Annotated in this window: 24 protein-coding genes; 20 read left to right on the top strand and 4 right to left on the bottom strand. The window is 66.1% G+C overall.

The genetic code is table 11. The annotated features are described in order from the left end of the window. The first annotated feature begins 3 nt into the window (after positions 1–3). Positions 4–1,389 carry a sigma-54-dependent transcriptional regulator gene (locus tag ABRZ00_RS13760; protein WP_368642830.1) on the top strand — a complete coding sequence of 462 codons (1,386 nt, stop codon included), beginning with the start codon at positions 4–6 and terminating at the stop codon, positions 1,387–1,389. Here ABRZ00_RS13760 and ABRZ00_RS13755 read toward each other — a convergent pair. After that, on the bottom strand, positions 1,335–2,261 hold the full coding sequence (locus tag ABRZ00_RS13755) for a helix-turn-helix domain-containing protein (protein WP_368641580.1): 927 nt from the start codon (positions 2,259–2,261) through the stop codon (positions 1,335–1,337). The two genes, ABRZ00_RS13760 and ABRZ00_RS13755, sit on opposite strands and share 55 nt — an antisense overlap. Positions 2,262–2,432: 171 nt before the next feature. On the opposite strand from ABRZ00_RS13755, the gene pobA reads away from it, so the two are divergent. Next, positions 2,433–3,611 carry a 4-hydroxybenzoate 3-monooxygenase gene (gene pobA / locus ABRZ00_RS13750; RefSeq protein ID WP_368642831.1) on the top strand — a complete coding sequence of 393 codons (1,179 nt, stop codon included), beginning with the start codon at positions 2,433–2,435 and terminating at the stop codon, positions 3,609–3,611. Here pobA and ABRZ00_RS13745 read toward each other — a convergent pair. Further along, positions 3,593–4,528, bottom strand: coding sequence for a helix-turn-helix domain-containing protein (locus ABRZ00_RS13745; RefSeq protein ID WP_343835442.1), 936 nt, complete (start codon positions 4,526–4,528; stop codon positions 3,593–3,595). The two genes, pobA and ABRZ00_RS13745, sit on opposite strands and share 19 nt — an antisense overlap. Positions 4,529–4,679: 151 nt before the next feature. Here ABRZ00_RS13745 and ABRZ00_RS13740 point away from each other — a divergent pair, with 151 nt between their 5' ends. Together ABRZ00_RS13740 and ABRZ00_RS13735 are read left to right on the top strand one after the other, a co-directional pair. After that, entirely contained in the window at positions 4,680–5,039 is a 360-nt protein-coding gene (locus tag ABRZ00_RS13740; RefSeq protein WP_368641581.1) for a protocatechuate 4,5-dioxygenase subunit alpha, read from the top strand. 2 nt (positions 5,040–5,041) lie between these two features. After that, positions 5,042–5,893 (top strand): class III extradiol dioxygenase family protein, encoded by an 852-nt coding sequence (locus ABRZ00_RS13735; protein ID WP_368641582.1) that lies wholly within the window; start codon positions 5,042–5,044, stop codon positions 5,891–5,893. Positions 5,894–5,903: 10 nt separating this feature from the next. Here the strand turns inward: ABRZ00_RS13735 and ABRZ00_RS13730 are convergent, their stop codons facing one another. Further along, on the bottom strand, positions 5,904–6,623 hold the full coding sequence (locus ABRZ00_RS13730) for an alpha/beta fold hydrolase (protein ID WP_368641583.1): 720 nt from the start codon (positions 6,621–6,623) through the stop codon (positions 5,904–5,906). A gap of 157 nt (positions 6,624–6,780) precedes the next feature. Here ABRZ00_RS13730 and ABRZ00_RS13725 point away from each other — a divergent pair, with 157 nt between their 5' ends. The 7 genes from ABRZ00_RS13725 to ABRZ00_RS13695 all read left to right on the top strand — a co-directional run bounded on the left by ABRZ00_RS13725 (position 6,781) and on the right by ABRZ00_RS13695 (position 14,445). Then, positions 6,781–7,299 (top strand): MarR family winged helix-turn-helix transcriptional regulator, encoded by a 519-nt coding sequence (locus tag ABRZ00_RS13725; RefSeq protein ID WP_368641584.1) that lies wholly within the window; start codon positions 6,781–6,783, stop codon positions 7,297–7,299. 127 nt (positions 7,300–7,426) lie between these two features. Continuing rightward, on the top strand, positions 7,427–8,467 hold the full coding sequence (locus ABRZ00_RS13720) for a Rieske 2Fe-2S domain-containing protein (protein ID WP_368641585.1): 1,041 nt from the start codon (positions 7,427–7,429) through the stop codon (positions 8,465–8,467). A gap of 51 nt (positions 8,468–8,518) precedes the next feature. Next, the gene (locus ABRZ00_RS13715; RefSeq protein ID WP_368641586.1) at positions 8,519–9,493 is read left to right on the top strand and encodes a 2Fe-2S iron-sulfur cluster-binding protein; all 975 of its coding nucleotides are present in this window, start codon (positions 8,519–8,521) and stop codon (positions 9,491–9,493) included. A gap of 70 nt (positions 9,494–9,563) precedes the next feature. Next, complete coding sequence (locus tag ABRZ00_RS13710) at positions 9,564–10,730, top strand: ABC transporter substrate-binding protein (protein ID WP_368642832.1); 1,167 nt, start codon at positions 9,564–9,566, stop codon at positions 10,728–10,730. A gap of 95 nt (positions 10,731–10,825) precedes the next feature. After that, the gene (locus ABRZ00_RS13705; RefSeq protein ID WP_368641587.1) at positions 10,826–11,833 is read left to right on the top strand and encodes an aldo/keto reductase; all 1,008 of its coding nucleotides are present in this window, start codon (positions 10,826–10,828) and stop codon (positions 11,831–11,833) included. Positions 11,834–11,900: 67 nt separating this feature from the next. Beyond that, positions 11,901–12,794, top strand: a complete 894-nt coding sequence (locus tag ABRZ00_RS13700; RefSeq protein ID WP_368641588.1) for a DUF1932 domain-containing protein — start codon at positions 11,901–11,903, stop codon at positions 12,792–12,794. A 40-nt stretch (positions 12,795–12,834) separates the two neighbouring features. After that, positions 12,835–14,445 carry a methyl-accepting chemotaxis protein gene (locus ABRZ00_RS13695; RefSeq protein ID WP_368641589.1) on the top strand — a complete coding sequence of 537 codons (1,611 nt, stop codon included), beginning with the start codon at positions 12,835–12,837 and terminating at the stop codon, positions 14,443–14,445. On the opposite strand, the gene ABRZ00_RS13690 is transcribed toward ABRZ00_RS13695, so the two are convergent. Then, positions 14,357–15,271 carry a LysR substrate-binding domain-containing protein gene (locus ABRZ00_RS13690; RefSeq protein ID WP_343835429.1) on the bottom strand — a complete coding sequence of 305 codons (915 nt, stop codon included), beginning with the start codon at positions 15,269–15,271 and terminating at the stop codon, positions 14,357–14,359. The two genes, ABRZ00_RS13695 and ABRZ00_RS13690, sit on opposite strands and share 89 nt — an antisense overlap. A gap of 137 nt (positions 15,272–15,408) precedes the next feature. On the opposite strand from ABRZ00_RS13690, the gene ABRZ00_RS13685 reads away from it, so the two are divergent. The 9 genes from ABRZ00_RS13685 (at position 15,409) to ABRZ00_RS13645 (ending at position 23,671) form a co-directional block, all read left to right on the top strand. Further along, the gene (locus tag ABRZ00_RS13685; protein ID WP_368641590.1) at positions 15,409–16,545 is read left to right on the top strand and encodes a 4-oxalomesaconate tautomerase; all 1,137 of its coding nucleotides are present in this window, start codon (positions 15,409–15,411) and stop codon (positions 16,543–16,545) included. A 65-nt stretch (positions 16,546–16,610) separates the two neighbouring features. Then, complete coding sequence (locus ABRZ00_RS13680) at positions 16,611–17,639, top strand: amidohydrolase family protein (RefSeq protein WP_343835910.1); 1,029 nt, start codon at positions 16,611–16,613, stop codon at positions 17,637–17,639. A gap of 22 nt (positions 17,640–17,661) precedes the next feature. Then, positions 17,662–18,357, top strand: a complete 696-nt coding sequence (gene ligK / locus ABRZ00_RS13675; protein ID WP_368641591.1) for a 4-carboxy-4-hydroxy-2-oxoadipate aldolase/oxaloacetate decarboxylase — start codon at positions 17,662–17,664, stop codon at positions 18,355–18,357. Positions 18,358–18,366: 9 nt separating this feature from the next. After that, positions 18,367–19,284: an amidohydrolase family protein gene (locus tag ABRZ00_RS13670; RefSeq protein WP_368641592.1), complete on the top strand. Its 918-nt coding sequence runs from the start codon at positions 18,367–18,369 to the stop codon at positions 19,282–19,284. 3 nt (positions 19,285–19,287) lie between these two features. Next, positions 19,288–19,677, top strand: a complete 390-nt coding sequence (ligA, locus tag ABRZ00_RS13665) for a protocatechuate 4,5-dioxygenase subunit alpha (RefSeq protein ID WP_368641593.1) — start codon at positions 19,288–19,290, stop codon at positions 19,675–19,677. Continuing rightward, positions 19,674–20,543 carry a class III extradiol dioxygenase subunit beta gene (locus tag ABRZ00_RS13660; RefSeq protein ID WP_368641594.1) on the top strand — a complete coding sequence of 290 codons (870 nt, stop codon included), beginning with the start codon at positions 19,674–19,676 and terminating at the stop codon, positions 20,541–20,543. Before ligA ends, ABRZ00_RS13660 begins: the two co-directional genes overlap by 4 nt. Further along, complete coding sequence (locus ABRZ00_RS13655) at positions 20,540–21,514, top strand: Gfo/Idh/MocA family oxidoreductase (protein WP_343835423.1); 975 nt, start codon at positions 20,540–20,542, stop codon at positions 21,512–21,514. Before ABRZ00_RS13660 ends, ABRZ00_RS13655 begins: the two co-directional genes overlap by 4 nt. Positions 21,515–21,548: 34 nt before the next feature. Next, on the top strand, positions 21,549–22,724 hold the full coding sequence (locus tag ABRZ00_RS13650; RefSeq protein WP_368641595.1) for an ABC transporter substrate-binding protein: 1,176 nt from the start codon (positions 21,549–21,551) through the stop codon (positions 22,722–22,724). A gap of 92 nt (positions 22,725–22,816) precedes the next feature. After that, positions 22,817–23,671 carry a branched-chain amino acid ABC transporter permease gene (locus ABRZ00_RS13645; RefSeq protein ID WP_343835421.1) on the top strand — a complete coding sequence of 285 codons (855 nt, stop codon included), beginning with the start codon at positions 22,817–22,819 and terminating at the stop codon, positions 23,669–23,671.

The following is a 23,671-nucleotide window of genomic DNA, read 5'->3' as shown; positions in this document are numbered from 1 at the left end:
CCGATGAATGTGGTGTTCGTGGACGACGACGCGGACGTGCGCCATGCCAATGCGCAGGCGCTCGATCTGCAGGGGGTGTCCGTACAGGCCTGCGCGGGCGCGCGCGAAGCGCTGGACATCCTCACCGACACTTTCCCGGGCGTCCTGGTCACGGATGTGCGCATGGCCGACATGGACGGCCTGGCGCTGTTCAGGCACGTGCGGCGGCTCGATCCCGAAATCCCCGTGATTCTCATCACCGGCCATGGCGACATCGAGATGGCTGTGGGTGCCATGCGCGAGGGCGCCTACGATTTCCTGTCCAAGCCGTATGCGCCCGAACGGCTGCTGGCCGCCATCCGGCACGGCACGGCGCAGCGGCGGCTGGTCCTGGAAAACCGCCGGCTGCAGGCGCAGGCCTCGGGCGCGGGCGGGGCCGATGCCGCCGAATCGATGCTGATCGGCGATGCCCCGGCCATGGTGCGGATCCGCGAACTGCTGCGCCATGTGGCCGATGCCGATGTGGACGTCCTGATCCATGGTGAGACCGGCAGCGGCAAAGAAGTCGTGGCCCAGGTTCTGCACCGGCTCAGCCGTCGGCGGGATGCGCCTTTCGTCGCCATCAATTGCGGCGCGCTGCCCGAATCGGTGGTCGAGAGCGAGCTGTTCGGTCATGAGGCCGGTGCGTTCACCGGCGCGCAAAAGCGCCGCGTGGGCCGCATCGAACATGCGCACGGCGGCACCCTGTTCCTCGACGAAATCGAGAGCATGTCCGCTGCGATGCAGGTGCGGCTGCTGCGGGTGCTGGAAACGCGCCAGGTCGCGCCGCTGGGCACCAACGAGCAGCGGACCGTGGATTTGCGGGTGGTGGCCGCTACCAAGGCCGACCTGGGCGATCCGGCGCTGCGCGCGCAGTTTCGAGAGGACCTGTACTACCGGCTCAATGTCGTGACGGTGAACATCCCGCCCCTGCGTGAACGCCGCGAGGACATCCCGCTGCTGTTCACTCATTTTGCGGCCCTGGCCGCCCGGCGCTTCGGCTGTCCGGCGCCGCAGCCCGATCCCGCGCTGTGGCGTCGCCTGATGGCGCACGACTGGCCCGGCAATGTGCGCGAACTGGCGCATGTCGCGGATCGCTGCGTGCTGGGCGTGCAGCCGATGCCGGCTGGTGCTTCCTGCACAACGGCGCCGGATGCGGGCAGCCTGCCCGAGCGGATCGAGCGCTACGAGGCCGAACTGATCCGCGAGGCCCTGGCCGCGCACGACGGTGACATCCGGGGCGCGCTGGCCGCCCTGGGGCTGCCGCGCAAGACGTTCTACGACAAGCTGCGCCGTTACGGCATCGACCGGCGGGCTTATGTGCGCGGCGAGCCCCGGACCGGGGCCGCCTCGGGCGGCACCTCGTCCTGATCCCAGGCGTGCTGGCGGAACGCCCGGGGCGATTCCCCGGCCGCCTTGCGAAAGAACCGCGTGAAATGGGCTGGCTCTGAAAATCCCAGGGCATCCGAGATCTCGCCGATGGTCATGGATGTGTAGATCAGGCTGCGTCCGGCTTCCAGCGCCAGCCGCTCGTGGATCAGTTGCAGCGGAGATTTTCCGGCGTGGGCGCGGGTGATCACGTTCAGGTGGGCGGCGGTCATGCCCAGCCGGGCGGCGTACCAGGCCACGTCGTGATGCACAGCGTACGAGGCCTCCAGCAGTTCGCCGAAGCGCGTGTGATGTTCCAGGCCCCGGGCCCGGCGCGGGCCTTCGGGATCTGCGCCAGGATGGCGGCTGCGCAGCCGCGCATAGATCAGGGTCAGCCAGGCCTCGATGCGCGCGTCGCGGAAATCGTCGCGGGACAGATACTGGGCGTTCAGGTGCGCGAAGGCGGCGCGCAGGCCGGCGCCGTCATGGCGGTCGAGGGTGTGGATGACCGGCTGGGAGGGCGGGACGGCGCGCGGCCCGAGCAGGTGGATCAAGTGTTGCAGCAGGGGGTAGGCGATCGTGACGACGTGGCCGGCGCAGTCCTCGTCGAACTCGAAGCCATGCACGAAAGCCTGCGGGATTTCGACCCACGCCGGCCCCTGCACGGCGTGCCGCGCCTCGTCCAGGCAGACCACGGCGCGGCCCCGGTGCAGATAAAGGATCTGGTAGAGCCCGGCGTGCCGGTGCGGGCGGATATGCCAATGATGCAAGCGGCTGCGCGAAGCAATGGTTTCGCAATGCACCCGTTCGGACCGGGACCACTCGTCCCGGCCGCCATAGAGCTTGAAGATCGGGGCCTGATCAAAATATTTCATATTGGCAAGTTTAATCCTCAAAAGTCCATTCAAAAAACGGCCGGACCGGTGCACTATCTCTCGCATGCCCGATTCCCGGGGATCCGCAGCGCCGGATCCGGCCTGCGGAGCCTGCGCCTCCCCGGAAGGCCGGGAGCCCTCATCTGAAACAAGCACGGAGAAGACATGAACATCAAGACACAAGTCGCCATCATCGGCGCCGGCCCTTCGGGGCTGCTGCTGGGTCAACTGCTGCATCGCTGCGGCATCGACAATGTCATCCTGGAGCGCCATACCCCCGAATACGTGCTGGGCCGCATCCGCGCCGGCGTGCTGGAATACGGCTTCGTCGATCTGATGCGCGAGGCTGGCGTGTCCGAGCGCATGGATCGTGAAGGCCTGGTGCACGACGGCTTCAATCTGGTCTTCCAGGGACGGCGCCAGCATGTCGACATGAAGGCGCTCACCGGGCAGTCGGTGCTGGTTTATGGGCAGACTGAAGTCACGCGCGATCTGATGGATGCTCGCAAGGCCAGCGGTGCGCCCATCTACTACGAAGCCGATGATGTGCAACTGCACGATTTCCTGGAGGGCAAACCGCGCGTCACCTTCACCCATCAGGGCCAGAAAAAGACGCTGGAATGCGATTACATCGCGGGCTGCGACGGTTTCCATGGCGTATCGCGCAAATCGGCGCCCAAGGACAAGATCAAGGAATTCGAGCGCGTGTACCCCTTTGGCTGGCTGGGCCTGATGTCCGATACGCCGCCCGTCGAGGAAGAACTGATCTACGTCCACAATCCGCGCGGGTTTGCGTTGTGCAGCATGCGCTCGCCCACGCGCAGCCGGTACTACATCCAGTGCAGTCTGGCGGAGCATGTCGATGAATGGTCGGACGACCGGTTCTGGGCGGAGCTGTCGGCCCGCCTGCCCGAGGACGTCGCCGGCAAGCTGGTGACCGGCCCTTCTCTCGAAAAGAGCATTGCGCCGTTGCGCAGTTTCGTGGCCGAGCCGATGAAGTTCGGCAATCTGTTCCTGGTGGGCGATGCCGCCCATATCGTGCCGCCCACCGGCGCCAAGGGACTGAATCTGGCCTCCAGCGACGTATACACGCTCTATCACGCCTTGCGCGGGGCCTGCCTGGACGGGCGTCCCGAGTTGTTGGACCGCTATTCGGAAATCGCCTTGCGCCGCGTCTGGAAGGCCGAACGCTTCTCCTGGTGGATGAGCATGCTGTTGCATACCTTCGATGACGATGCGTTCAGCCAGCGCATCCAGAAGGCCGAGCAAGACTACTACACCAGTACCCGCGCCGGCCTGACCACGATTGCGGAGAACTACGTCGGCCTGCCCTACGAACCGGTGGTCTGATCGTCGCCGGGCGTCAGCGCCCGGCGACGGAAATCCTTGGGCGAAACGCCCGTCAGCCGCTTGAAGAACCGCGTGAAATAGCCCGGGTCCGCGAACCCGAGCGAATCGGAGATCGCGCCGATGGTGCGCGGGGTGTAGATCAGTTCGCGGCGGGCTTCCAGCAGCAGCCGCTCGTGGATCAATTCAAGCGCCGATTTGCCCGCCAGGGCCTGAACGATGGTGTTCAGGTGGGCGGGCGTCACGCCGATGCGCTGCGCATACCAGGCCACCCGGTGCTGGTGCGCATGGTGCTCCTCGATCATCCGGGCGTAGCGCGCCAGGTGCTGGCTGCCGGGATCGGAGCCCGTGGCCGCCGTATCGGCCGGATAGCCTCGCCGATGGATCCAGACCAGGATGCCCGCCAGCAGCGACTCCAGCAGCGGCCCGCGTTGCGGACTGTGCAAGCTGCGGTATTCACGGTCCAGTTGATGGAAGCTCAGGGCGGCGTGCCGGCCTGAATCGTCTTCGTCCATGGCCAGCACGGCGGGATCGGTGGCGGCGCTCAGGGCCAATCCGAAGCGCATGCACAACGCATGCAGCAGCGCGTAGGTCAGCGTCAGGATGTAGCCGCCGGAGCCGGGGCGGAAAATGAACTCGTGGACGACCCGCTGCGGAACCAGCACCAGCCGTCCCGGCCCCAGCGTGCTGGCTTGCCCATCCAGGATCACCGTGACTGCGCCGGATTCCAGGAACAGCACCTGGAACAGGTCCGTGTGCTTGTGGGCCGACACATGCCAATTGTGCAATTTTTCTTGTGCCGCGATGGTTTCGCAATAGAGCGGGTCCGAGGTCGTCCAGACGTTGCCGTAGCCATATAACTTGTAGATGGGGATGGCGGTATGGTCGCGGGCCGGGGGCGCCGGAGTCAGGGATTCCATGGAGGCCTCCGGTTGGTAGGGCGGTTATCTGCGAAATGTACATTTTTAAAAATCAAAAGTCCATTCTCCAGTTTCTCGTCCTGGGTCACCATGAATCCGTCCGTACCCGCCGCGATACCGGCGCGGCGGCACCCTTCTCAAGGAGACACTCATGACAACATCCATCCGCGCGCGCCGGCGCCAGATCCCCGGCACCGTGATCTTCGACGGCGACCTGGCCCGCATCGGGTACGCCCTGAACCGCATGTGCTTCAGCTTCAATGCGGCTGAATGCCGCAAAGCCTTCCTGCAGGACGAAGAAGCCTACATGACGCGCTATCACCTGACGGAAGCACAAAAAGAAGCCGTCCGCAGCCGCCAGGTCCTGCGCATGATGGCCGCTGGCGGACATCCGTACTATCTGGCCAAGCTGGCCGGCATCTTCGGTCTGGACATGCAGGATATCGGCGCGCAGCAGACCGGCGTCACCAAAGAGGCCTTCCAGGCCAAACTCGTTGCAGCAGGAGCTTGATCATGGCACACATCATCGGCAGCATCAGCACATCCCACGTTCCGGCCATCGGCGGCGCGCTGGCCCGCCAGAAGCAGCAGGACCCGTACTGGAAACCCTTTTTCGACGCCTATGGCAAGGCGCGCGAGTGGCTGGGGCGCGAACGGCCGGACGTCGTGGTCGTCGTGCACAACGACCACGGCTTGAATTTCTTCCTCGACAAGATGCCGACTTTCGCAGTGGGCGCTGCGGACGTCTACCGCAACGCCGACGAAGGCTGGGGCATTCCGCCGCTGGCGGCCGCGCGCGGCTGCGTGGATCTATCCTGGCATATCGTCGAGACCCTGGTGGCCGACGAGTTCGACATCACCACTTGCCAGGAAGCCCTGGTCGACCATTCGGTCTCGCTGCCGCTGGCATTGCTCTGGCCGGAAGACAAGGAGGCCGGGGAGTGGCCGGTGGAAATCGTGCCGGTGTGCATCAACACCGTTCTGGCGCCGTATCCCTCGGCGGCGCGCTGCTACCGGCTGGGGCAGTCGCTGCGCCGTGCGATCGAGTCCTGGGACGATGACCGGCGCGTGCTCATCATCGCCAGCGGCGGCCTGTCGCACCAGCTCGACGGCGAACGTGCCGGTTTCATCAACAAACCTTTCGACCTGCAGTTCATGGACAGCCTGGTGGATGATCCCACCTGGATCACCCAGTATTCCAACGAGGATCTGGTCGAACTGACCGGAACACAAGGCATCGAGCTGCTGATGTGGGTGGCGGCGCGCGGCGCGCTGGATGATACGCCGGTCAGGCAGCACCATGCGCACTATCACGTACCGATCTCCAACACCGCTACCGGGCTGCTGGTGCTCGAGCCGGCCTGATCCGGGAAACTCAGCCGGCCAGCCGCCGCCGCGCCAGCCAGCGGGTGATCGCGGACAGGCAGGTCGCCGGCGCCTCGAAGGGCGCCATGTGGCCGGCCCCTTCGATGGCCTCGAGCGCCGCGTCCGGCACCCTGGAGGCCATCTCCGCATGGCGATCGAGCGGGCTCCACCGGTCTTCGGTCCCGCTCATCAACAGCACGGGGCAGGCGAGCCGCCCCAACAGTTCGGTCGCGTCGCGGCGTTCAATCAGCGCCTGGATCTGGCCGGCAAACGAGGCCGGCGTCGAACGCAGGATCATGGCGCGCATCCTGCCCAGCAGGGCCGCGTCGTTGCGGGTCCGGGGCGCGATCATGCCGTCGAGCCACGGTTCGGCGATGGCCTGGATGCCTCCAGCCTGGGCGGTGCGCACCAGGTCCATTCGTTTTTCGGTTTCGCCTTCGCCCAGTCCCTGATAGCCCGTGTTCATCAGGATCAGGGCGCGGCAGCGCTGCGGCGCCTGGCGCGCCATTTCCAGGGCGATGCGTCCGCCCATCGAGTGTCCCGCCACGATCAGGGGGCCCGTCGTGCGGGCCAGCACGTCGCGCGCGGCATCGTGCAAGGCGCCGATGCCGCTCAGGTCGGCGGCCAGGACGTGGCCCAGGCGCGAGAGCGGGCCGATGAAATCGGCCCAGGTGTCCGCGTCGCACAGCAGACCGTGCAACAGGACGAAGGTGGGGCGTTCGTGGTTCATGGAGGGGCTCCTGAAGGCGGGAAAAAGGGCTGGCGCGCGCCGGCGGGTTCGCGCGCGCGGCCCGGTCTGAACGATAATCGAATGCGGGCGCGGGGGTGGCGCCCGCCGGTTTTCTTTTTTGGGTCGCGTGCCCGGCGGCCCCAGGCGAGATGCCCGCATGCCCGATCCGATCTTGCAAGAACCTCTTTATATCCAGCCCGGCCATTTGCTGCGTCGCGCTCAGCAGATTTCCGCGTCGATTTTCCACGATGAGATCGGCAGCCAGGTCACGCCCATGCAGTATGCCGTGTTGTGCGTGCTGCTGGACAACCCGGGGGTCGATCAGGTGTCCGTGGCAGGGCTGGCGGCGATCGATACGTCCACGGCGGCCAGCGTGGCGATGCGGCTGGAGGAAAAAGGCCTGCTCTCCCGGCAGGTGGATCCGGCGAACCGCCGCCAGCGGATCCTGACCTTGACTGGGCAGGGGCGGGATTTGCTGCGGTCGCTCAACGACGCGATCGCCCGCCTGCACCGGCGCATTTTCGAGAAGTTCTCCCCCGAGGAAGAAACCCAGTTCATGACTTTGCTGCAGAAGCTCGTGGATGTGAACAATCACCAGAGCCGGGCGCCGCTGACGACGGCGCGGTCCAGGCTTGCCGCGGAGGCCGCGAAAAACCCTGTTCCAGACAAGGTCTAAGGGAAAGCACCGATAGGGCATCGTGAGATGGGGAAATAAGATACTTCTAAATATTCAGTGTACTGAATGTTGTCTTGAACGAAAGTCCGGGCCGCGCGATCGCAGCCGGCCCGCCAGGAGATCGACGATGTTCCCCAAGAATGCCTGGTACGTGGCCTGTACCCCCGATGAGATTGCCGAAAAGCCTCTGGGCCGCACGATCTGCGGTCTCCCCGTCGCGCTCTATCGGGGCGCGGAGGGCAAGGCCGCGGCGCTGGAGGATTTCTGCCCCCACCGGGGCGCCGCCCTGTCGTTGGGCGTCGTCGTGGACGGCCACCTGATGTGCGGCTATCACGGCCTGGTCATGGGCTGCGACGGCAAGGCCGTCTCCATGCCCAGGCAGCGGGTGAACGGGTTTCCCTGCATCCGCAGCTACCCGGTGGTGGAGCGGCACGGCTTCGTCTGGATCTGGCCAGGCGATCCCGAACGGGCCGACGAAGCATCCATCCCCGAACTGTTCTGGGCCGATCATCCGGAGTGGGCCTATGGCGGAGGGCTTTATCATATCGGCTGCGACTATCGGCTGATGATCGACAATCTGATGGACCTGACCCACGAGGCCTATGTCCATGCCGACAGCATCGGCCAGGGAGAGATCGACGAAGCGCCGGTCGTGACCCGGATGGAAGACGGCCATGTCGTCACCAGCCGTGTCATGGAAGGCATCGTGGCGCCGCCTTTCTGGCAGGCGGCCATGCGCGCCAACGGCCTGGACGACCAGGCGCTTGTCGACCGCTGGCAAGTGTCGCGGTTTTCCGCGCCGGGCCACGTGCTGATCGATGTGGGCGTGGCGCTGGCGGGCAAGGGCGGCATGGAAGCCGATCCCCGCGACAAGGTTTCGGCGATCGTCGTCGATTTCATGACGCCCGAGACCGAGTCCTCGCATTGGTATTTCTGGGGCATGGCCCGTCATTTCAAGCCCGACGACGCCGCCCTGACCCATGCGATCCGCGAGGGTCAGGGCCGCATCTTCAGCCAGGATCTGGCCGTGCTGGAGGCGCAGCAGCGCAATCAGCAGAATTTTCCCGGCCGCCGGCTGCTGGCCTTGAACATCGATGCCGGCGGCGTGCGGGCGCGCCGGGTGCTGGATGAACTGATCCAGGCCGAAGCCGCGGTCGCAACCCGTTGAGGGCTTGATGGCAGGCCCGGCTTGCGCCGGACCGATTGGAAAGAGAAAGACATGATCACCGAATCCCTGTCCGTGCGGGTCGCCGGCAAATACCAGGTGGCTGAGGATGTCGTCGGCCTTGAGCTTGTGGATCCCGACGGCGGCCTGCTGCCGGAGTTCTCCCCCGGCGCGCACATCGATGTGCACCTGCCGGGCGGCTTCATCCGCCAGTATTCCCTGCTCAACGATTGCCTGCAGCGTGCCCATTTCCTGATCGGTGTGCTGCGCGAGCCGCAGTCGCGGGGGGGCTCGGCCGCCGTGCACGATCAGGTGCGGGTGGGGGATCTGTTGCGCATCAGCTCGCCGCGCAACCGTTTTCCGCTGGTGCCGGCCGCGCGCAGCCTGCTGTTCGCGGGCGGGATCGGCATCACGCCCCTGCTGTGCATGGCGCGCCGTCTCCTGGCGACCGGCGCCGCCTTCGATCTGCACTACAGTTGCCGCACCCGCGAGCGGGCCGCCTTCCTGGACGAGATCCAGGGCACGGCCCTGGCGGCCCATGCCCGCGTGCATTTCGACGACGAACCTCAAACCGCTCTGGATGCGCGGGCCGTCCTGGCGGGGGCCGGTGCGGATACGCACGTCTACGTCTGCGGGCCATCGGGCTATATCGATTTCATTCTCGGCCAGGCCCGCGGCGCGGGTGTGGATGAAGCCCGCCTCCATTTCGAGCGTTTCGCCCTGGACGAGGATCAGCGCCCCGCCGCCCCGGCCGAGGGAGACACGGCGTTTCAGGTCAGGCTGGCCAGCACCGGCGAGGTCTTCGACATTCCGGCCGACGAGACCATCACATCGGCGCTGGACCGGCAGGGCGTGTTCATCCCGGTGTCGTGCGAGGAAGGTATCTGCGGCACCTGCCTGACAGGGGTGCAAGAGGGCATCCCCGATCATCGGGACACCTATCTCACGGACGCCGAACACGCGGCCAATGATCAGTTCACGCCGTGCTGCTCGCGTGCGCGAACCCCCATGCTGGTGCTGGATCTCTAGATGCGGGACCGGCGCCTTCGGCAGTGCACGCTTTTCACGATGACAAGACAAGGAGACAACCGTGAAGCATATGATCGGTAAATTGCTGGCCGCCTGCGTCTTTGCGGCCGGCGGGCTGGGCGCGGCCCAGGCCCAGGTCCGGGATCTGAAGGTCGGCATGATCCTGCCGCTCTCCGGGCCATTCGCCTCGACGGGGCAGCAGATGGTCAACGGCGCCCGGCTGTACCTGAAAGAGCACGGCGACACGGTGGCGGGCCGCCGGATCGTATTGATCGAGAAGGACGACACCGGGGTATCGCCGTCGATCAGCAAGCGCCAGGCGCAGAACCTGCTCATCCAGGACAAGGTCGAAGTGCTGGCCGGCTTCGGCCTGACCCCGGGCGCGTTTTCCGTGGCGCCTCTGGCGACGGAGGCCAAGGTGCCGATGGTGGTGCTGAACGCAGCCACATCCTCGATCACCGAGAAATCGCCCTACATCGTGCGCACCTCCATGACCTTGCCGCAGGTGGCTGCGCCGATGGCGAGCTGGGCGGCGGCCAACGGTATCCACAAGGTGTACGTCGCCGTGGCCGACTACGGGCCGGGGCATGATGCGGCGGCCCAGTTCAAGAAGACCTTTGCCGAGGCGGGCGGCGAGGTGATCGGCGAAGTGCATACCCCGCTCACCAGCCCGGACTTCGCCCCGTTCCTGCAAAAGATCAAGGATGCCAAGCCCGACGCAATCTTCCTGTTCGTACCCAACGGCGAGCAAGGCGTGGCTTTTGCCAAAAGCTACACCGAGCGAGCGCTTGCCGATGCCGGCATCCGGCTTCTGGCCACGGGCGACGTGGTCACCGAAGACGTGCTCGCGGCCATGGGCGACAATGCGCTGGGCATGATCACTTCGTTTCACTATTCCCAGGCGCATGATTCGGCGGAAAATGCGGCTTTCGTCAAGGCCTATGCCCGGGCCTATCCCGGCACGCGCCCCAATATGGTGGCTGTGGCGGCCTACGATGGCATGCGGCTGATCAGCGCAGCGTTGGAAAAGACCGGGGGTGACGCCGGAGGCGATGCCTTCATGGCGGCGGTCAAGGGCTTGGCGTGGGCCAGCCCGCGCGGGCCGGTCGAAATCGATTCGCGGACCCGCGACATCATCCAGAACGTCTACATCCGCAAGGTGGAGCGCGTGGACGGCCTCTTGCAGAATGTCGAGTTCGACACGATCGAGGCGGTCAAGGATCCGGGTAAGCAATAACGAAAGGATTGAGTCGGCTTCCATCGCAATCCGGCATAGCTGCTAGTCGGGCGTCAGGCCTTACCGGGCCGGGCGGATACAGGGATAATCGGGTCATGACGACGATCACGACGACACGCGTGCTGGCCGGCCGCCCGATTTTTTCCATTGGCCTGGGCTGCATGAGCCTGAGCCACGGCTACGGCCCGGCGGCCGATGCGGCCGCCGCCGAGGCTCTGCTGCTCGGGGCGCTGGACCGGGGGGTGACGCTGTTCGACACGGCGGCGCTTTACGGCTTCGGCCACAACGAAGAACTGCTGGGCCGGGTGCTGGCCCCGCATCGCAGCCGATTCATGCTGGCGAGCAAATGCGGGATTTTCCGCGAGAACGGCCAGCGCCGCATCGATGGCCGGCCCGACACGCTTCGACAGACGTGCGAAGACGCCTTGCGCCGTCTGCGTACCGACGTGATCGACTTGTACTACCTGCACCGCTGGGACAAGTCGGTGCCGATCGAAGACAGCGTCGGCGCTCTGTCGGATCTGGTTCGGGCGGGCAAGATCCGGCACATCGGTCTGTCCGAAGTTTCCGCCGCCACATTGCGCCGGGCGCACGCCGTCCATCCGGTCGCCGCCGTGCAAAGCGAGTATTCCCTGTGGTCGCGCGAGGTCGAAATCGCCGTCCTGCAAGCCTGCCGTGAACTGGGTGCGGCGTTGGTCGCCTTCAGCCCGCTGGGGCGGGCATTCCTGGCCGATGGCGTGCCGGATGCGGCCGCGCTGGACGCCGCCGATCTACGGCGGCGCATGCCGCGTTTTCAGCCCGGCGCCTTCGAGCACAACCAGGCGCTCCTGACGCCGCTGAGGCAGATGGCCCGCGAGCGGGGCTGCACGCCGGCCCAACTGGCGCTGGCCTGGCTGCTGCACCAGGGCGAACACATCATTCCCATTCCCGGCACCACCCGGCTGGCGCACCTGGACGAGAATCTCGCGGCGGCTGGCGTGCAACTGGACGCCGAGACCTGCGGCGTGCTGGCGCGGCTGTTCAGCCGCGACCGGGTCGCCGGCGCGCGCTACGCAGCCGCGACCCAGGCGGAAATCGATACGGAACAATTCCCGGCGTCCTGATGACGCTTCGCGGTCCGCCGCTTGCGCCGGGCCAGTTTCTGACTCATTGAATGGAGCATCGAGCGCTATGCAAGAAACCCGATTGGGCCTGATCGGCTACGGCGAGGTCGGCGGTATTTTCTGCGGCGGCCTCAAGGCGCAGGTGGGCAGCGTCCACGCCTGGGACATCAAACTGGCCGATGCGGCCATCGCGGCCCCGCTGCGCGAGCGTGCGGCGCACGATGGCGTCGTCCTGTGCGATTCTGCGGCGGCATTATGCGCCGCCGCCGACCTGGTCGTTTCCGCCGTCACGGCGTCGAACACCGTGGCGGTGGCGCGCGAGGCGGCCGCGCACTTGCAGCCGGGCACGGTCTTTCTGGACTTGAATTCCGCTTCGCCGGGGGCCAAACGCCAGGCCGCCGAACTGATCGAAGCGGCGGGCGGCCACTACGTCGAGGCGGGCGTGATGACCTCTGTGCCGCCCTACGGCATCCGGGTGCCGATGCTGCTGGGCGGGCCGCATGCCGAGGCGCTGGCCGGAAGGCTGCGCGCCTTTGGCATGGACGCCACGGCCGTGTCTCCCGAACTGGGCGTGGCTTCGGCCATCAAAATGTGCCGCAGCGTGATGATCAAGGGGCTGGAAGCCCTGGTGATCGAAAGCTATACGGCGGCGCGCGCCTACGGCGTCGAGGACTACGTGCTGCCCACGCTGCAGGAAACCTTCCCCTCGATCGACTGGACGGAACAAGGCCGCTACTTCTACAGCCGCGTCGTGCAGCATGGCCGCCGTCGCGCCGAGGAAATGCGCGAGGTCGCCAATACCGTGCGCGAAGCCGGGTTCGAACCCTGGATGGCCGCCGCGACCGCTGAAAAGCAGGACTGGGTGGCCGGGCTGGCCTCCCGGGGGCTGTTCGCGGATGTCGAAGCCGAGGAGGGGTGGCAAGCCTATGCGGACCGCCTGATCGCCCAGGCGCGCCACTGACGGGGCGCGCGGGCGGGGGCGGACGAGGAGGCCGCCATCCATGACAGAACAGATTCATGTCACGGGGCGCGAGCGTGCCCTGGCGGTATCCGACCGTATCGTCCTGGCAACGGACCTGGACGGCCGCATCACCTACGTCAACCAGGATTTCCTGCGGATCAGCGGCCATGAGCCGCATGAGGTTCTGGGCGCCTCCCAGGCCATCCTGCGCCATCCCGACATGCCGCGCGAACCCTTCGCCGATCTGATGCGCACGGTGCGCGCCGGCCGCACCTGGTCCGGCCTGATGAAGAACCGCTGCCGGGATGGCGATCACTACTGGGTCCGCATCGATGCGGCCCCATTGTTCCGCGACGGGCGGGTTGCGGGCTTCACTTCGATCCGGACGCGGCCGGCTCGCGCGGAAATCGAGCACGCGGACCGCGCCTACCGGGCGCTGGCCCAGGGCGCCGGCAAAGTGCGCATCCACGAGGGGCGCATTCGCGAGGGCGCTGACCGCCTGCGTCGGCCCTGGTCCCTGCGCGCACGGCTGGTCCTTTATGTGGCCGGCGTGCTGGCGGCCCTGGTTGCGCAGGCCGGGTCCGTCCGGACGGACGGATTTTCCGCCTGGCTGCCGGCGGTGGCCGGCGGGCTTTGGGCGGTGCTGGGCGGTTTTGCGCTGCACAGGGCCACGGTCGGGCCTTTGCGCATGATGCGGGTTGAAATCGAGCGCATCGGCGCGGGCGATCTGTCGCGCCGCCTGCCGGTGGACCAGCCGGAAGAGCTTGCGAATCTTGCGCATGGGCTGCGGATCCTGCAACTCAATATGAAGCTTCTGCTGGTGCGCATTCTGGAGTCCACCGACATCGTGGTGGCGGGGGTGCGCGATATCGCGCGCGGCAACGACGATCTGGCGGGACGCACCGACGCCCAGGCCGGTTCGCTGGAGCAGACCGCGGCTTCGATCGAGGAGCTGGCGGGCACGGTGCAACAGAATGCCGGCCATGCGCGCCAAGCGGCGGAACTGGCGGACGGGCTGGAGGGTTTGGTGGGGCGGGGCGAGGCATCCATGGGCGACGTGGCGCGCACCATGGAAGGCATCCAGGGCGAAGCGGGCCGGATCGCGGACATCTCGGGGGTCATCAACAGCATTGCGTTCCAGACCAACATCCTGGCGCTGAATGCGTCGGTCGAGGCGGCGCGCGCGGGTGAACGGGGCAGGGGATTCGCCGTGGTGGCCGGCGAAGTGCGCAGTCTGGCGCAGCGCACCGGCGAGGCGGCGCGCGAGATCGAGGCGCTGGTGGCCGCCTCGATGCGGGCCATCGGCGCCGGCACCGGGCAGGTGGCACAAGCGGGCCGCGTGTCGGCCGGCATCCGCGAGTCGGCCGAGCGGTTCGCCGCGCTGGTGCGCGAAATCGCGCATGCCAGCCGGGAGCAGGAATTGGGCATCGGCCAGGCCAGCCAGGCGGTGGGGCAGATCGACCAGGCGACCCGCGCCAATGTCGCGCTGGTCGCGCAGGCCGCCCAGGCGGCGGATCACATTCGCAGCCAGGCCGAGGCGCTCGGCGTGCTGGTGGATTCCTTCAAGCTGTTTGAGTCATCGACGCGGGATACATCTGCCGCACTGTCTCGCGGATCAGGTCCAGCATCGCTTTCTGCGTCAGGGTCGTGATCCGGCCCGAAGCCGTGGCCAGGTACAGGCGGCTCGGCAGTTCGGGTTGAACGATCGGACGGATATGGTAGCGGTCCGGCTGGGCCGAGGTCAGCACCGCGTGTTCCGTCAGGATGGCATAGCCTTCGCCGTCGGCCACCAGGTCCAGGATGGCGGGCACCCCGTCGATTTCCAGGCGGATGTTCGGTTTGCAGCCGATGAGGGCCATTTGGGATTCCAGCAGCATGCGCACCGTATGCGGGCGGTTGGGGATCACCAGCGGGATGTGGACCAGCGAGCGCAGCGGCATCGGCTGGTTTGAGGGATGCGGCCCCCGGGGGCCGACCAGATACAGCAATTCGCTGGTCAGGGGGCTGAGATCCAGGTCCGCGGATGCGGAAGGGTTGTAGAGCAGGGCGATGTCCAGCCGGCCCGCCAGCAGCCATTCCTGCATCACCAGCGACAGGCCTTCGCTGATCGAAAGCGTGGCGTTGGGCAACTGCTTGCGGAACTGCCGCGTGAGCCGTACGGTCATCATCTTCGAGGCGCTGGGCGCGATGCCCAGCGCCACCCGGCCGGCCAGCGCGCCCTGGACGCGGCCCATGTCTTCTTTGGCGCGCTCCACCTGGTGCAGGATGCCCCGGCAGTGCTCCAGCAGCAGTTTGCCGGCCTCGGTGGTGGTCACGCCGCGTCCGTTGCGATTCAGCAGGTTCTGCCGCAGCTCGACTTCCAGCATGCGGACCTGGCGGCTGAGGGCGGGTTGGGCGATATTCAGCGCGTGCGATGCCTGAGTGAAGCTGCCCAGTTCGGCCACGCGCATGAAGTATTCCAATTGCTTGAGATCCATCCTGGGGTTTACCCTAGTTTTGTGATTGCGCGATCCATATCATAGCATTTCGGCATAGCTGATAGTGGACGTATGCCCTTATGTATTGCATTGCGCCCGTCCATAATGAGCCTCATCAAGCACAGCATGGTGATGTGATGCAGAAGCCCATTCCAGCCTTGTTCATGCGCGGCGGCACGTCGCGCGGGCCGTTTTTCCTGGAATCCGACCTGCCGTCGGACCCGGCGGTGCGTGATCGCGTGCTGCTGTCGGTGATGGGTTCGCCGGACCGGCGCCAGATCGACGGCCTGGGCGGCGCGCACCCGCTCACCAGCAAGGTCGGGATCGTGCGGCCCGGCACGGTGCCGGGCGTGGATCTGGAGTTCCTGTTCGCGCAATTGCAGCCCGACCGCGACACGGTCGACACCACGGCCAATTGCGGCAACATGCTGGCGGCGGTCGTGCCCTTCGCGCTGGAGCGCGGCCTGATCCAGGCCCAGGGCGACGAAACTACCGCCCGCGTGCTGACCCGGAACACCGGCATGCAATGCGACATTACCGTGCTGACCCCGATGACGCCCGAAGGGCGCCGGGTGTCCTACGAGGGCGACGCGCGCATCGACGGCGTGCCCGGCCGTTCTGCGCCGATCACCATCAATTTTCTCGATACCGCCGGCTCGGTGTGCGCAGGATTGCTGCCCACCGGGCAGGTGCGCGACCGGGTGCGCGTCGAGCCGCCCGCCGGCGCCGCTTTCGACGCCTTCGAGATCGAAGTCACCTGCATCGACAACGGCATGCCTCTGGTGCTGTTCCGGGCCGGCGACATGGGTTGCACCGGCCGCGAGACTCCGGCCGAGCTCAACGCCGACGAGGCGCTGAAGGCCCGCATCGAAGCCTTGCGCCTGCTCACGGGCAAGCTGATGGGCCTGGGCGATGTGTCGACGCGCAATTATCCCAAGATGACCCTGGTGTCGGAACCTTCCGAGGGCGGGGCGATCAGTACCCGCTGTTTCATCCCGCACGTCTGCCATGAGGCCATCGGCGTGCTGGCGGCCGTCACGGTAGGCACGGCTTGCGTCCTGGAAGGCTCGGTGCCGCACGATCTGGCGCGCTTGCCCGCCGGCGCCGTCAAGACGGTGTCCATCGAACATCCCAGCGGCGAATTCACGGTCGAGTTGGCGCTCGATCCCCAGGACCCCCAGAAGGTCGAACGGGCAGCGCTGCTGCGCACCGCGCGGCTCATCATGCGCGGAGAAGCCATGGTGCCGGCTTCGGTCTGGTCCCAGGCGCGCTGACCCCTCCGGGCCAGGCGCGACATCGAAAGGTAGAAAAGGAAGCGTACGACATGAGCAGAAAACCCCTGATCATCGATTGCCACGGTCACTATACGACGGCGCCCCAGGCGCTGGCGGACTGGCGCGACCGGCAGATCGCCGGCATCAAGGATCCCGCGCTGATGCCCAGCCCCTCGGATCTGCGCATCAGCGACGATGAATTGCGCGAGAGCATCGAGACCAACCAGTTGCGCCTGATGCGCGAGCGCGGCTCGGATCTGACGATCTTCTCGCCGCGCGCCAGCTTCATGGCGCATCACATCGGTGATTTCCAGGTGTCCAGCACCTGGTCGGCGATCTGCAACGAGCTCTGCCACCGGGTATCGACGTTGTTTCCCGACGAGTTCGCCATGGCCGCCATGCTGCCCCAGTCGCCGGGCGTGGACCCGGCCACCTGCATCCCCGAACTGGAAAAGTGCGTCAGGGAGTACGGTGCGGTCGGCATCAATCTGAATCCGGATCCCTCGGGAGGGCACTGGAGTGCGCCGCCGCTGTCGGACCGTTCCTGGTATCCCATCTACGAAAAGATGGTGGAATACGACATCCCGGCGATGGTCCACGTATCCACCAGTTGCAATCCCTGCTTTCACACCACGGGCGCCCACTACCTGAATGCCGATACCACGGCGTTCATGCAGTGCCTGACCTCGGACCTGTTCAAGGATTTCCCGACCCTGCGCCTCGTGATCCCGCATGGCGGCGGCGCCGCGCCCTATCACTGGGGGCGTTTCCGCGGCCTGGCGCAGGCGCTCAAGAAACCCCTGCTCGACGAGCACCTGCTGAACAACGTGTTTTTCGATACCTGCGTCTACCACCAGCCGGGCATCGATCTGCTGACCCGTGTGATTCCGGTCAAGAACGTGCTGTTCGCCTCCGAAATGATCGGCGCGGTGCGCGGCATCGACCCCGAGACCGGTCATTATTTCGACGACACCAAGCGCTATATCGAAGCCGCTTCGACGCTCAGCGACGCCGACCGCTTCCAGATCTATGAGGGCAATGCGCGCCGCGTCTACCCGCGCCTGGACGCCGCCCTGAAGGCCAAGGGCCTGTAACGTCTCACAAGGAAACATCGACATGAGTACTCCCCTCAACCAGCTCGGCATCGTTCATCGCACGATCAAGCGCGCCGATGCGGCCGCCGTCGAACAACTGTCGCATTTCGGCGTCGCGACCATTCACGAGGCCCTGGGCCGCGTCGGTCTGATGAAGCCCTACATGCGTCCGATCTGGCGCGGCGCGCGGATGTGCGGCACGGCCGTCACGGTGCTGCTGCAGCCGGGCGATAACTGGATGCTGCATGTCGCGGCGGAGCAGATCCAGCCCGGCGACGTGGTCGTGGCCGGTTGCACCGCGGACAGCACCGACGGCTTCTTCGGTGACCTGCTGGCGACCTCGTTCAAGGCGCGCGGCGCGCGCGGCCTGGTGATCGACGGCGGCGTGCGCGATGTGGATACGCTGGAATCCATGGATTTCCCGGTATTCAGCCGCGCCATCAGCGCCAAGGGCACCATCAAGGCCACCCTGGGATCGGTCAACATCCCCGTGGTGTGCGCCGGCGCGCAAGTGAACCCGGGCGACGTGGTCGTGGCCGATGCCGACGGTGTGGTGGTGGTGCCCGCCGCCGCCGCCGCCGCCGTCGCCGCCAAGGCGCAGGCCCGCGAGGACAACGAAGGCGCCAAGCGCGACATCTTCGCCTCGGGCGTACTGGGCCTGGATTACTACAAGATGCGCGAAGGCCTGGAAAAGGCCGGTCTGAAGTACATCGACTGAGGAGCCACGATGACGACCGCCGAAACGTTCACCAAGACACCCGGCTGGCTGGATTACTACGACGGTCCGAGCCGTCCGCGTTTTCGCCTGCCCGCCGGGGCGGTGGATGCGCATTGCCACGTCTTTGGCCCCGCCGCGGTGTTTCCCTACGCGCCGGAGCGCAAGTACACCCCTTGCGATGCGCCCAAGGAGGCCCTGTTCGCCTTGCGCGACCACCTCGGGTTCGAGAAGAACGTGATCGTGCAGGCGACCTGCCACGGCACCGACAATCGCGCGCTGGTCGATGCGCTGCGCGCCGCCGGCGGCCGGGCGCGCGGCGTGGCGACCGTCTCGCGGGACGTATCCGACGCCGAGCTGCGCGACATGCACGAGGCCGGGGTGCGCGGCACGCGGTTCAATTTCGTCAAGCGCCTGGCCGATTTCACGCCGCGCGAAGTGCTGGCCGATATCGCCGCGCGCATCGCCCCCCTGGGCTGGCACGTGGTCGTTTATTTCGAGGCGCAGGATCTGCCCGAACTGTATGATTTCTTCACCACCCTGCCGACCACGGTGGTGGTCGACCACATGGGCCGGCCCGACGTGGCCCAGCCCGTGGACGGCCCGGAATTCGGTCTGTTCGTGCGGATGATGCAAGAGCACCCGAACATCTGGAGCAAAGTCAGTTGCCCCGAACGCCTGAGCCGGTCCGGTCCGCCGGCGCTCAATGGCGAGCAGGCGGCGTACCGCGACGTCGTGCCCTTCTCCCGGCGCCTGGTGGAAACTTTCCCCGACCGCGTCCTGTGGGGCACCGACTGGCCGCACCCGAATCTGAAGGACCACATGCCCGACGACGGCCTGCTGGTGGACACGATTCCCCACATTGCGCCGACGCCCGAACTGCAGCGCAAGCTGCTGGTCGACAACCCGAACCGCTTGTACTGGAGTTGAGCCATGTCTCTGAACAAGCCCTATACCGATGTGCCAGGCACAACCATTTTCGACGCTGATCAATCCCGCAAGGGATACCACCTGAACCAGTTCTGCATGTCGCTGATGAAGGCCGAGAACCGTGAACGGTTCCGCGCCGATGAGCGCGCCTACCTGGACGAGTGGCCCATGACCGAAGCGCAGAAGCAAGCCGTGCTGGCGCGCGACCTGAACCGCTGTCTGGAATTGGGCGGCAACATTTATTTCCTGGCCAAGGTCGGCGCGACCGACGGGCGCTCCTTCCAGTACATGGCTGCCAGCATGACCGGCATGTCCCAGGAAGAATACGCCGCGATGATGCTGGCCGGCGGCCGAGGGATCGAAGGCAACCGACGCACCGGAGAGAAGAAATGAATCAGACGCATGCCCGCATCACCGCGAGTGTCTATACCTCGCACGTGCCTGCGATCGGCGCCGCCATCGACCTGGGCAAGACCGGCAACGATTACTGGTCGCCCCTGTTCAAGGGCTATGAGCCGTCCAAGCAGTGGATGAAGGACAACCGCCCCGACGTCATCTTTCTGGTCTACAACGACCACGCCACGGCGTTCAGCCTGGACTTGATCCCGACCTTCGCGATCGGCTGCGCGGAACGCTTCAATCCGGCCGACGAAGGATGGGGCGCCCGTCCGGTGCCGCCCGTGATCGGCCATCCGGAACTGGCCGCGCACATCGCCCAATCGGTGATCCAGCAGGATTTCGACCTGACCATCGTCAACAAGATGGACGTGGATCACGGCCTGACGGTGCCGCTGTCGCTGTTGTGCGGCCAGCCCGACGCCTGGCCTTGCCCGATCATCCCCTTTGCGGTCAACGTGGTGCAGTATCCCGTGCCGTCGGGCCGCCGCTGCTTCGAGCTTGGCCGCGCCATCCGCCGCGCGGTCGAGAGCTTCGACCAGCCCCTGAACGTGCAGATCTGGGGCACCGGAGGCATGAGCCACCAGTTGCAGGGGCCGCGCGCCGGCCTGATCAATCGTGAGTTCGACAATGCCTTCCTGGACCGGCTGATCGCCGATCCGGCCGGCCTGTCGCAGATGCCGCACATCGATTACGTGCGCGAGGCGGGTTCCGAGGGCATCGAACTCGTCATGTGGCTGATCGCCCGCGGCGCCATGGCCGATGCGGCGGGCGGCCCGGCCCCGCGTGTTGCGCACCGCTTCTACCACGTGCCGGCTTCGAACACGGCCGTGGGCCACCTGATTCTGGAGGAACAATCGTGACGGAACGCACCCTGAAAGTCGCGCTGGCCGGCGCCGGCGCCTTCGGCATCAAGCATCTGGACGGCATCGCCCGCATCGACGGCGTGGAGGTCGTCTCGCTGGTCAGCCGCGATCTTGCCAAGACTCGCGAAGTCGCGCAGAAATACGGCATCGGCCACGCCACCACCGAACTGGATGAAGCGCTGGCGCGCCCCGAGGTCGATGCCGTCATCCTGTGCACGCCGACGCAAATGCACGCCTCGCAAGCCATGGCCTGCCTGCGCGCGGGCAAGCACGTTCAGGTTGAAATCCCGATGGCGGATTCCCTGGCGGATGCCGAGGCGCTGGTCGCTCTGGCGAGGGAAACCGGCAAGACCGCCATGTGCGGCCATACGCGCCGCTTCAATCCCAGCCACCAGTACGTGCACCAGCGTGTCGAACGCGGTGAATTCCACATCCAGCAGATGGATGTGCAAACGTATTTCTTTCGCCGCACCAACACGAACGCGCTGGGCGAGCCGCGCAGTTGGACCGATCATCTGCTGTGGCACCACGCGGCGCATACGGTGGACTTGTTCGCCTACCAGTGCGCCAGCCCCATCGTGCGCGCGCATGCGGTGCAAGGCCCGCCCCATCCGGAACTGGGCATCGCCATGGACATGTCCATCCAGCTTCAGGCGGCCAATGGCGCCATCTGCACCTTGTCGCTCAGCTTCAACAATGATGGCCCGCTGGGCACGTTCTTTCGCTACATCGGCGATACGGCGACCTATATCGCCCGCTACGACGATCTGTTCACCGGCCGCGACGAGGCCATCGATGTCAGCCGCGTGGCCGTGTCGATGAACGGCATCGAACTGCAGGACCGCGAATTTTTCGCAGCCATCCGCGAAGGGCGGGAACCCAATGCCAGCGTGGCCCAGGTTCTGCCGTGCTACCGGGTGCTGCATGACCTCGAGCAACAATTGTCCGCCCAGTCCGGCCGGACGTGATAGACCTTTCATCCCTATAAACAGGAGCGAGACCATGAAATTCAGCAAAACCCTGATGGCGTCTGCCTTGGCCTTCGGCCTGACCACGGCCTTCGGCGCGGCTCAGGCCGCCGATCTGAAGATCGGCGTCGTGATGCCGATGTCCGGGCCGTTCGCCGCCCACGGCAAGCAGATCAAGAACGGCATCGACGTATTCCTGGCCGAGCACGGCGACACGGTCGCCGGCCGCAAGGTCAAGATCATCATCAAGGACGACACCGGCATCGCGCCGGCGGTGGCCAAGCGCCAGGCCCAGGAACTGCTGATCAAGGACAAGGTCGACATTCTGGCCGGCTTCACGCTGACGCCCAATGCCTTCTCGGTCGCCCCCCTGGCGACGGAGGCCAAGGTGCCGATGGTGGTGTTGAACGCCGCCACGTCTTCGATCACCGAGAAGTCCCCCAACATCGTGCGGGTGTCCATGACCCTGCCGCAGGTCACCGCGCCGATGGCGCAGTGGGCCTATGCCAACGGCATCCACTCCGTCTACACCCTGGTGTCCGACTACGGCCCGGGCCATGACGCCGAGCAGCAATTCCAGAAGACCTTCACCAGCCTGGGCGGCAAGATCACCGGCGAGGTGCGCACCCCCGTCAACACGCCCGACTACGCGCCGTTCCTGCAACGCGTGAAGGACGCCAAGCCCGATGCCGTGTTCCTGTTCGTGCCCAATGGCGAGCAAGGTGTGGCGCTGGCCAAGGGCTACAAGGAACGGGGGCTGGACGAAGCCGGGGTCAAGGAACTGGCCACGGGCGACGTGACCGACGAGGACGTGCTCGACGCCATGGGCGACGCGGCCATCGGCATGATCACCTCCTTCCACTACTCGGCTGCGCACGATTCGCCGGAAAACAAAGCCTTTGTGAGCGCCTACCACAAGGCCTTCCCCAACGACCGCCCCAATTTCGTCGCGGTCGCCGGCTATGACGGCATGTCCATGATCTACCAGGCGCTGGAAAAGACCAACGGCGATGCCGGCGCGGACGCCTTCATGGCGGCCGTCAAGGGCATGCAGTGGACCAGCCCGCGCGGTCCGGTGCAGATCGATCCCGAAACGCGCGACATCGTCCAGAACGTCTACATCCGCAAGGTGGAGCGTGTGGACGGCGTGTTGCAAAACGTCGAGTTCGACAAGATCGAGGCCGTCAAGGATCCCGGCAAGCAGAAGTAATCGCCGGCCCGGACGCGCGCCCCCGCCCGCCAGGGCGGGGGCGCGCGCCCCGGCTGTCCGGAACCGGAACTTTCCCAGTCCTGGAATCAATCATGACCATTATTTTCGACGGCATTGCCGCAGGCATGCTGCTGTTTCTGATCAGTGTCGGCCTGTCGGTCACGCTGGGCCTGATGAATTTCGTCAACCTGGCACATGGCGCCTTCGCCATGCTGGGCGGCTACTCCTGCGTCATCCTGCTCAACAGCTACGGCGTGCCGTTCCTGGCCACGCTGCCGGCGGCCATCCTCGTTCCCGCCCTGGCCGGGATCGTGCTGGAACGCACCCTGTACCGCCGCCTGTACGCGGCTTCCGAACTCGACCAAGTGTTGTTTTCCATCGGCCTGGTGTTCATGTCCGTGGCGGCCGCCCATTACTTCTTCGGCGCGCAGCAGCAGCCGCTGCATCTGCCCGAATTCCTGACCGGACAGATTCATCTGCCCGGCGTGGACATCGGCGTCTATCGCCTGTTTCTGATCGTCGCCGGCCTGGCGGTGGCCCTGCTGCTGCAATGGTCCGTGATCCGGACGTCCTTCGGCGCGCGCCTGCGGGCGGCCGTGGACAACCAGCGTGTCGCGCGCGGCATGGGCATCGACGTCAATCGCGTCTTCAGCCTGACCTTCGCCCTGGGTTCCGCCCTGGCGGGCCTGGGCGGGGCGCTGGGGGTCGAGATGCTGGGCCTGGATCCCGAATTTCCCGTGAAGTACATGGTGTATTTCCTCATCGTCGTTTCGGTGGGGGGCAGCGGCAATATTCTCGGGTCGCTGTATGCCGCCATCCTGCTCGGCGTGGCCGATGTGGCCGGCAAATACTACGTGCCGCAGATCGGCGCCTTCATCATTTATGCCGTCATGGTGGCGACGCTGATCTACCGCCCCCATGGCCTGTTCGGCCGCTCCCATAAATAG

The organism is Castellaniella ginsengisoli (assembly GCF_040955415.1).
GTDB lineage: Bacteria > Pseudomonadota > Gammaproteobacteria > Burkholderiales > Burkholderiaceae_B > Castellaniella > Castellaniella ginsengisoli.
This window is presented reverse-complemented; position numbering and strand designations above follow the sequence as displayed.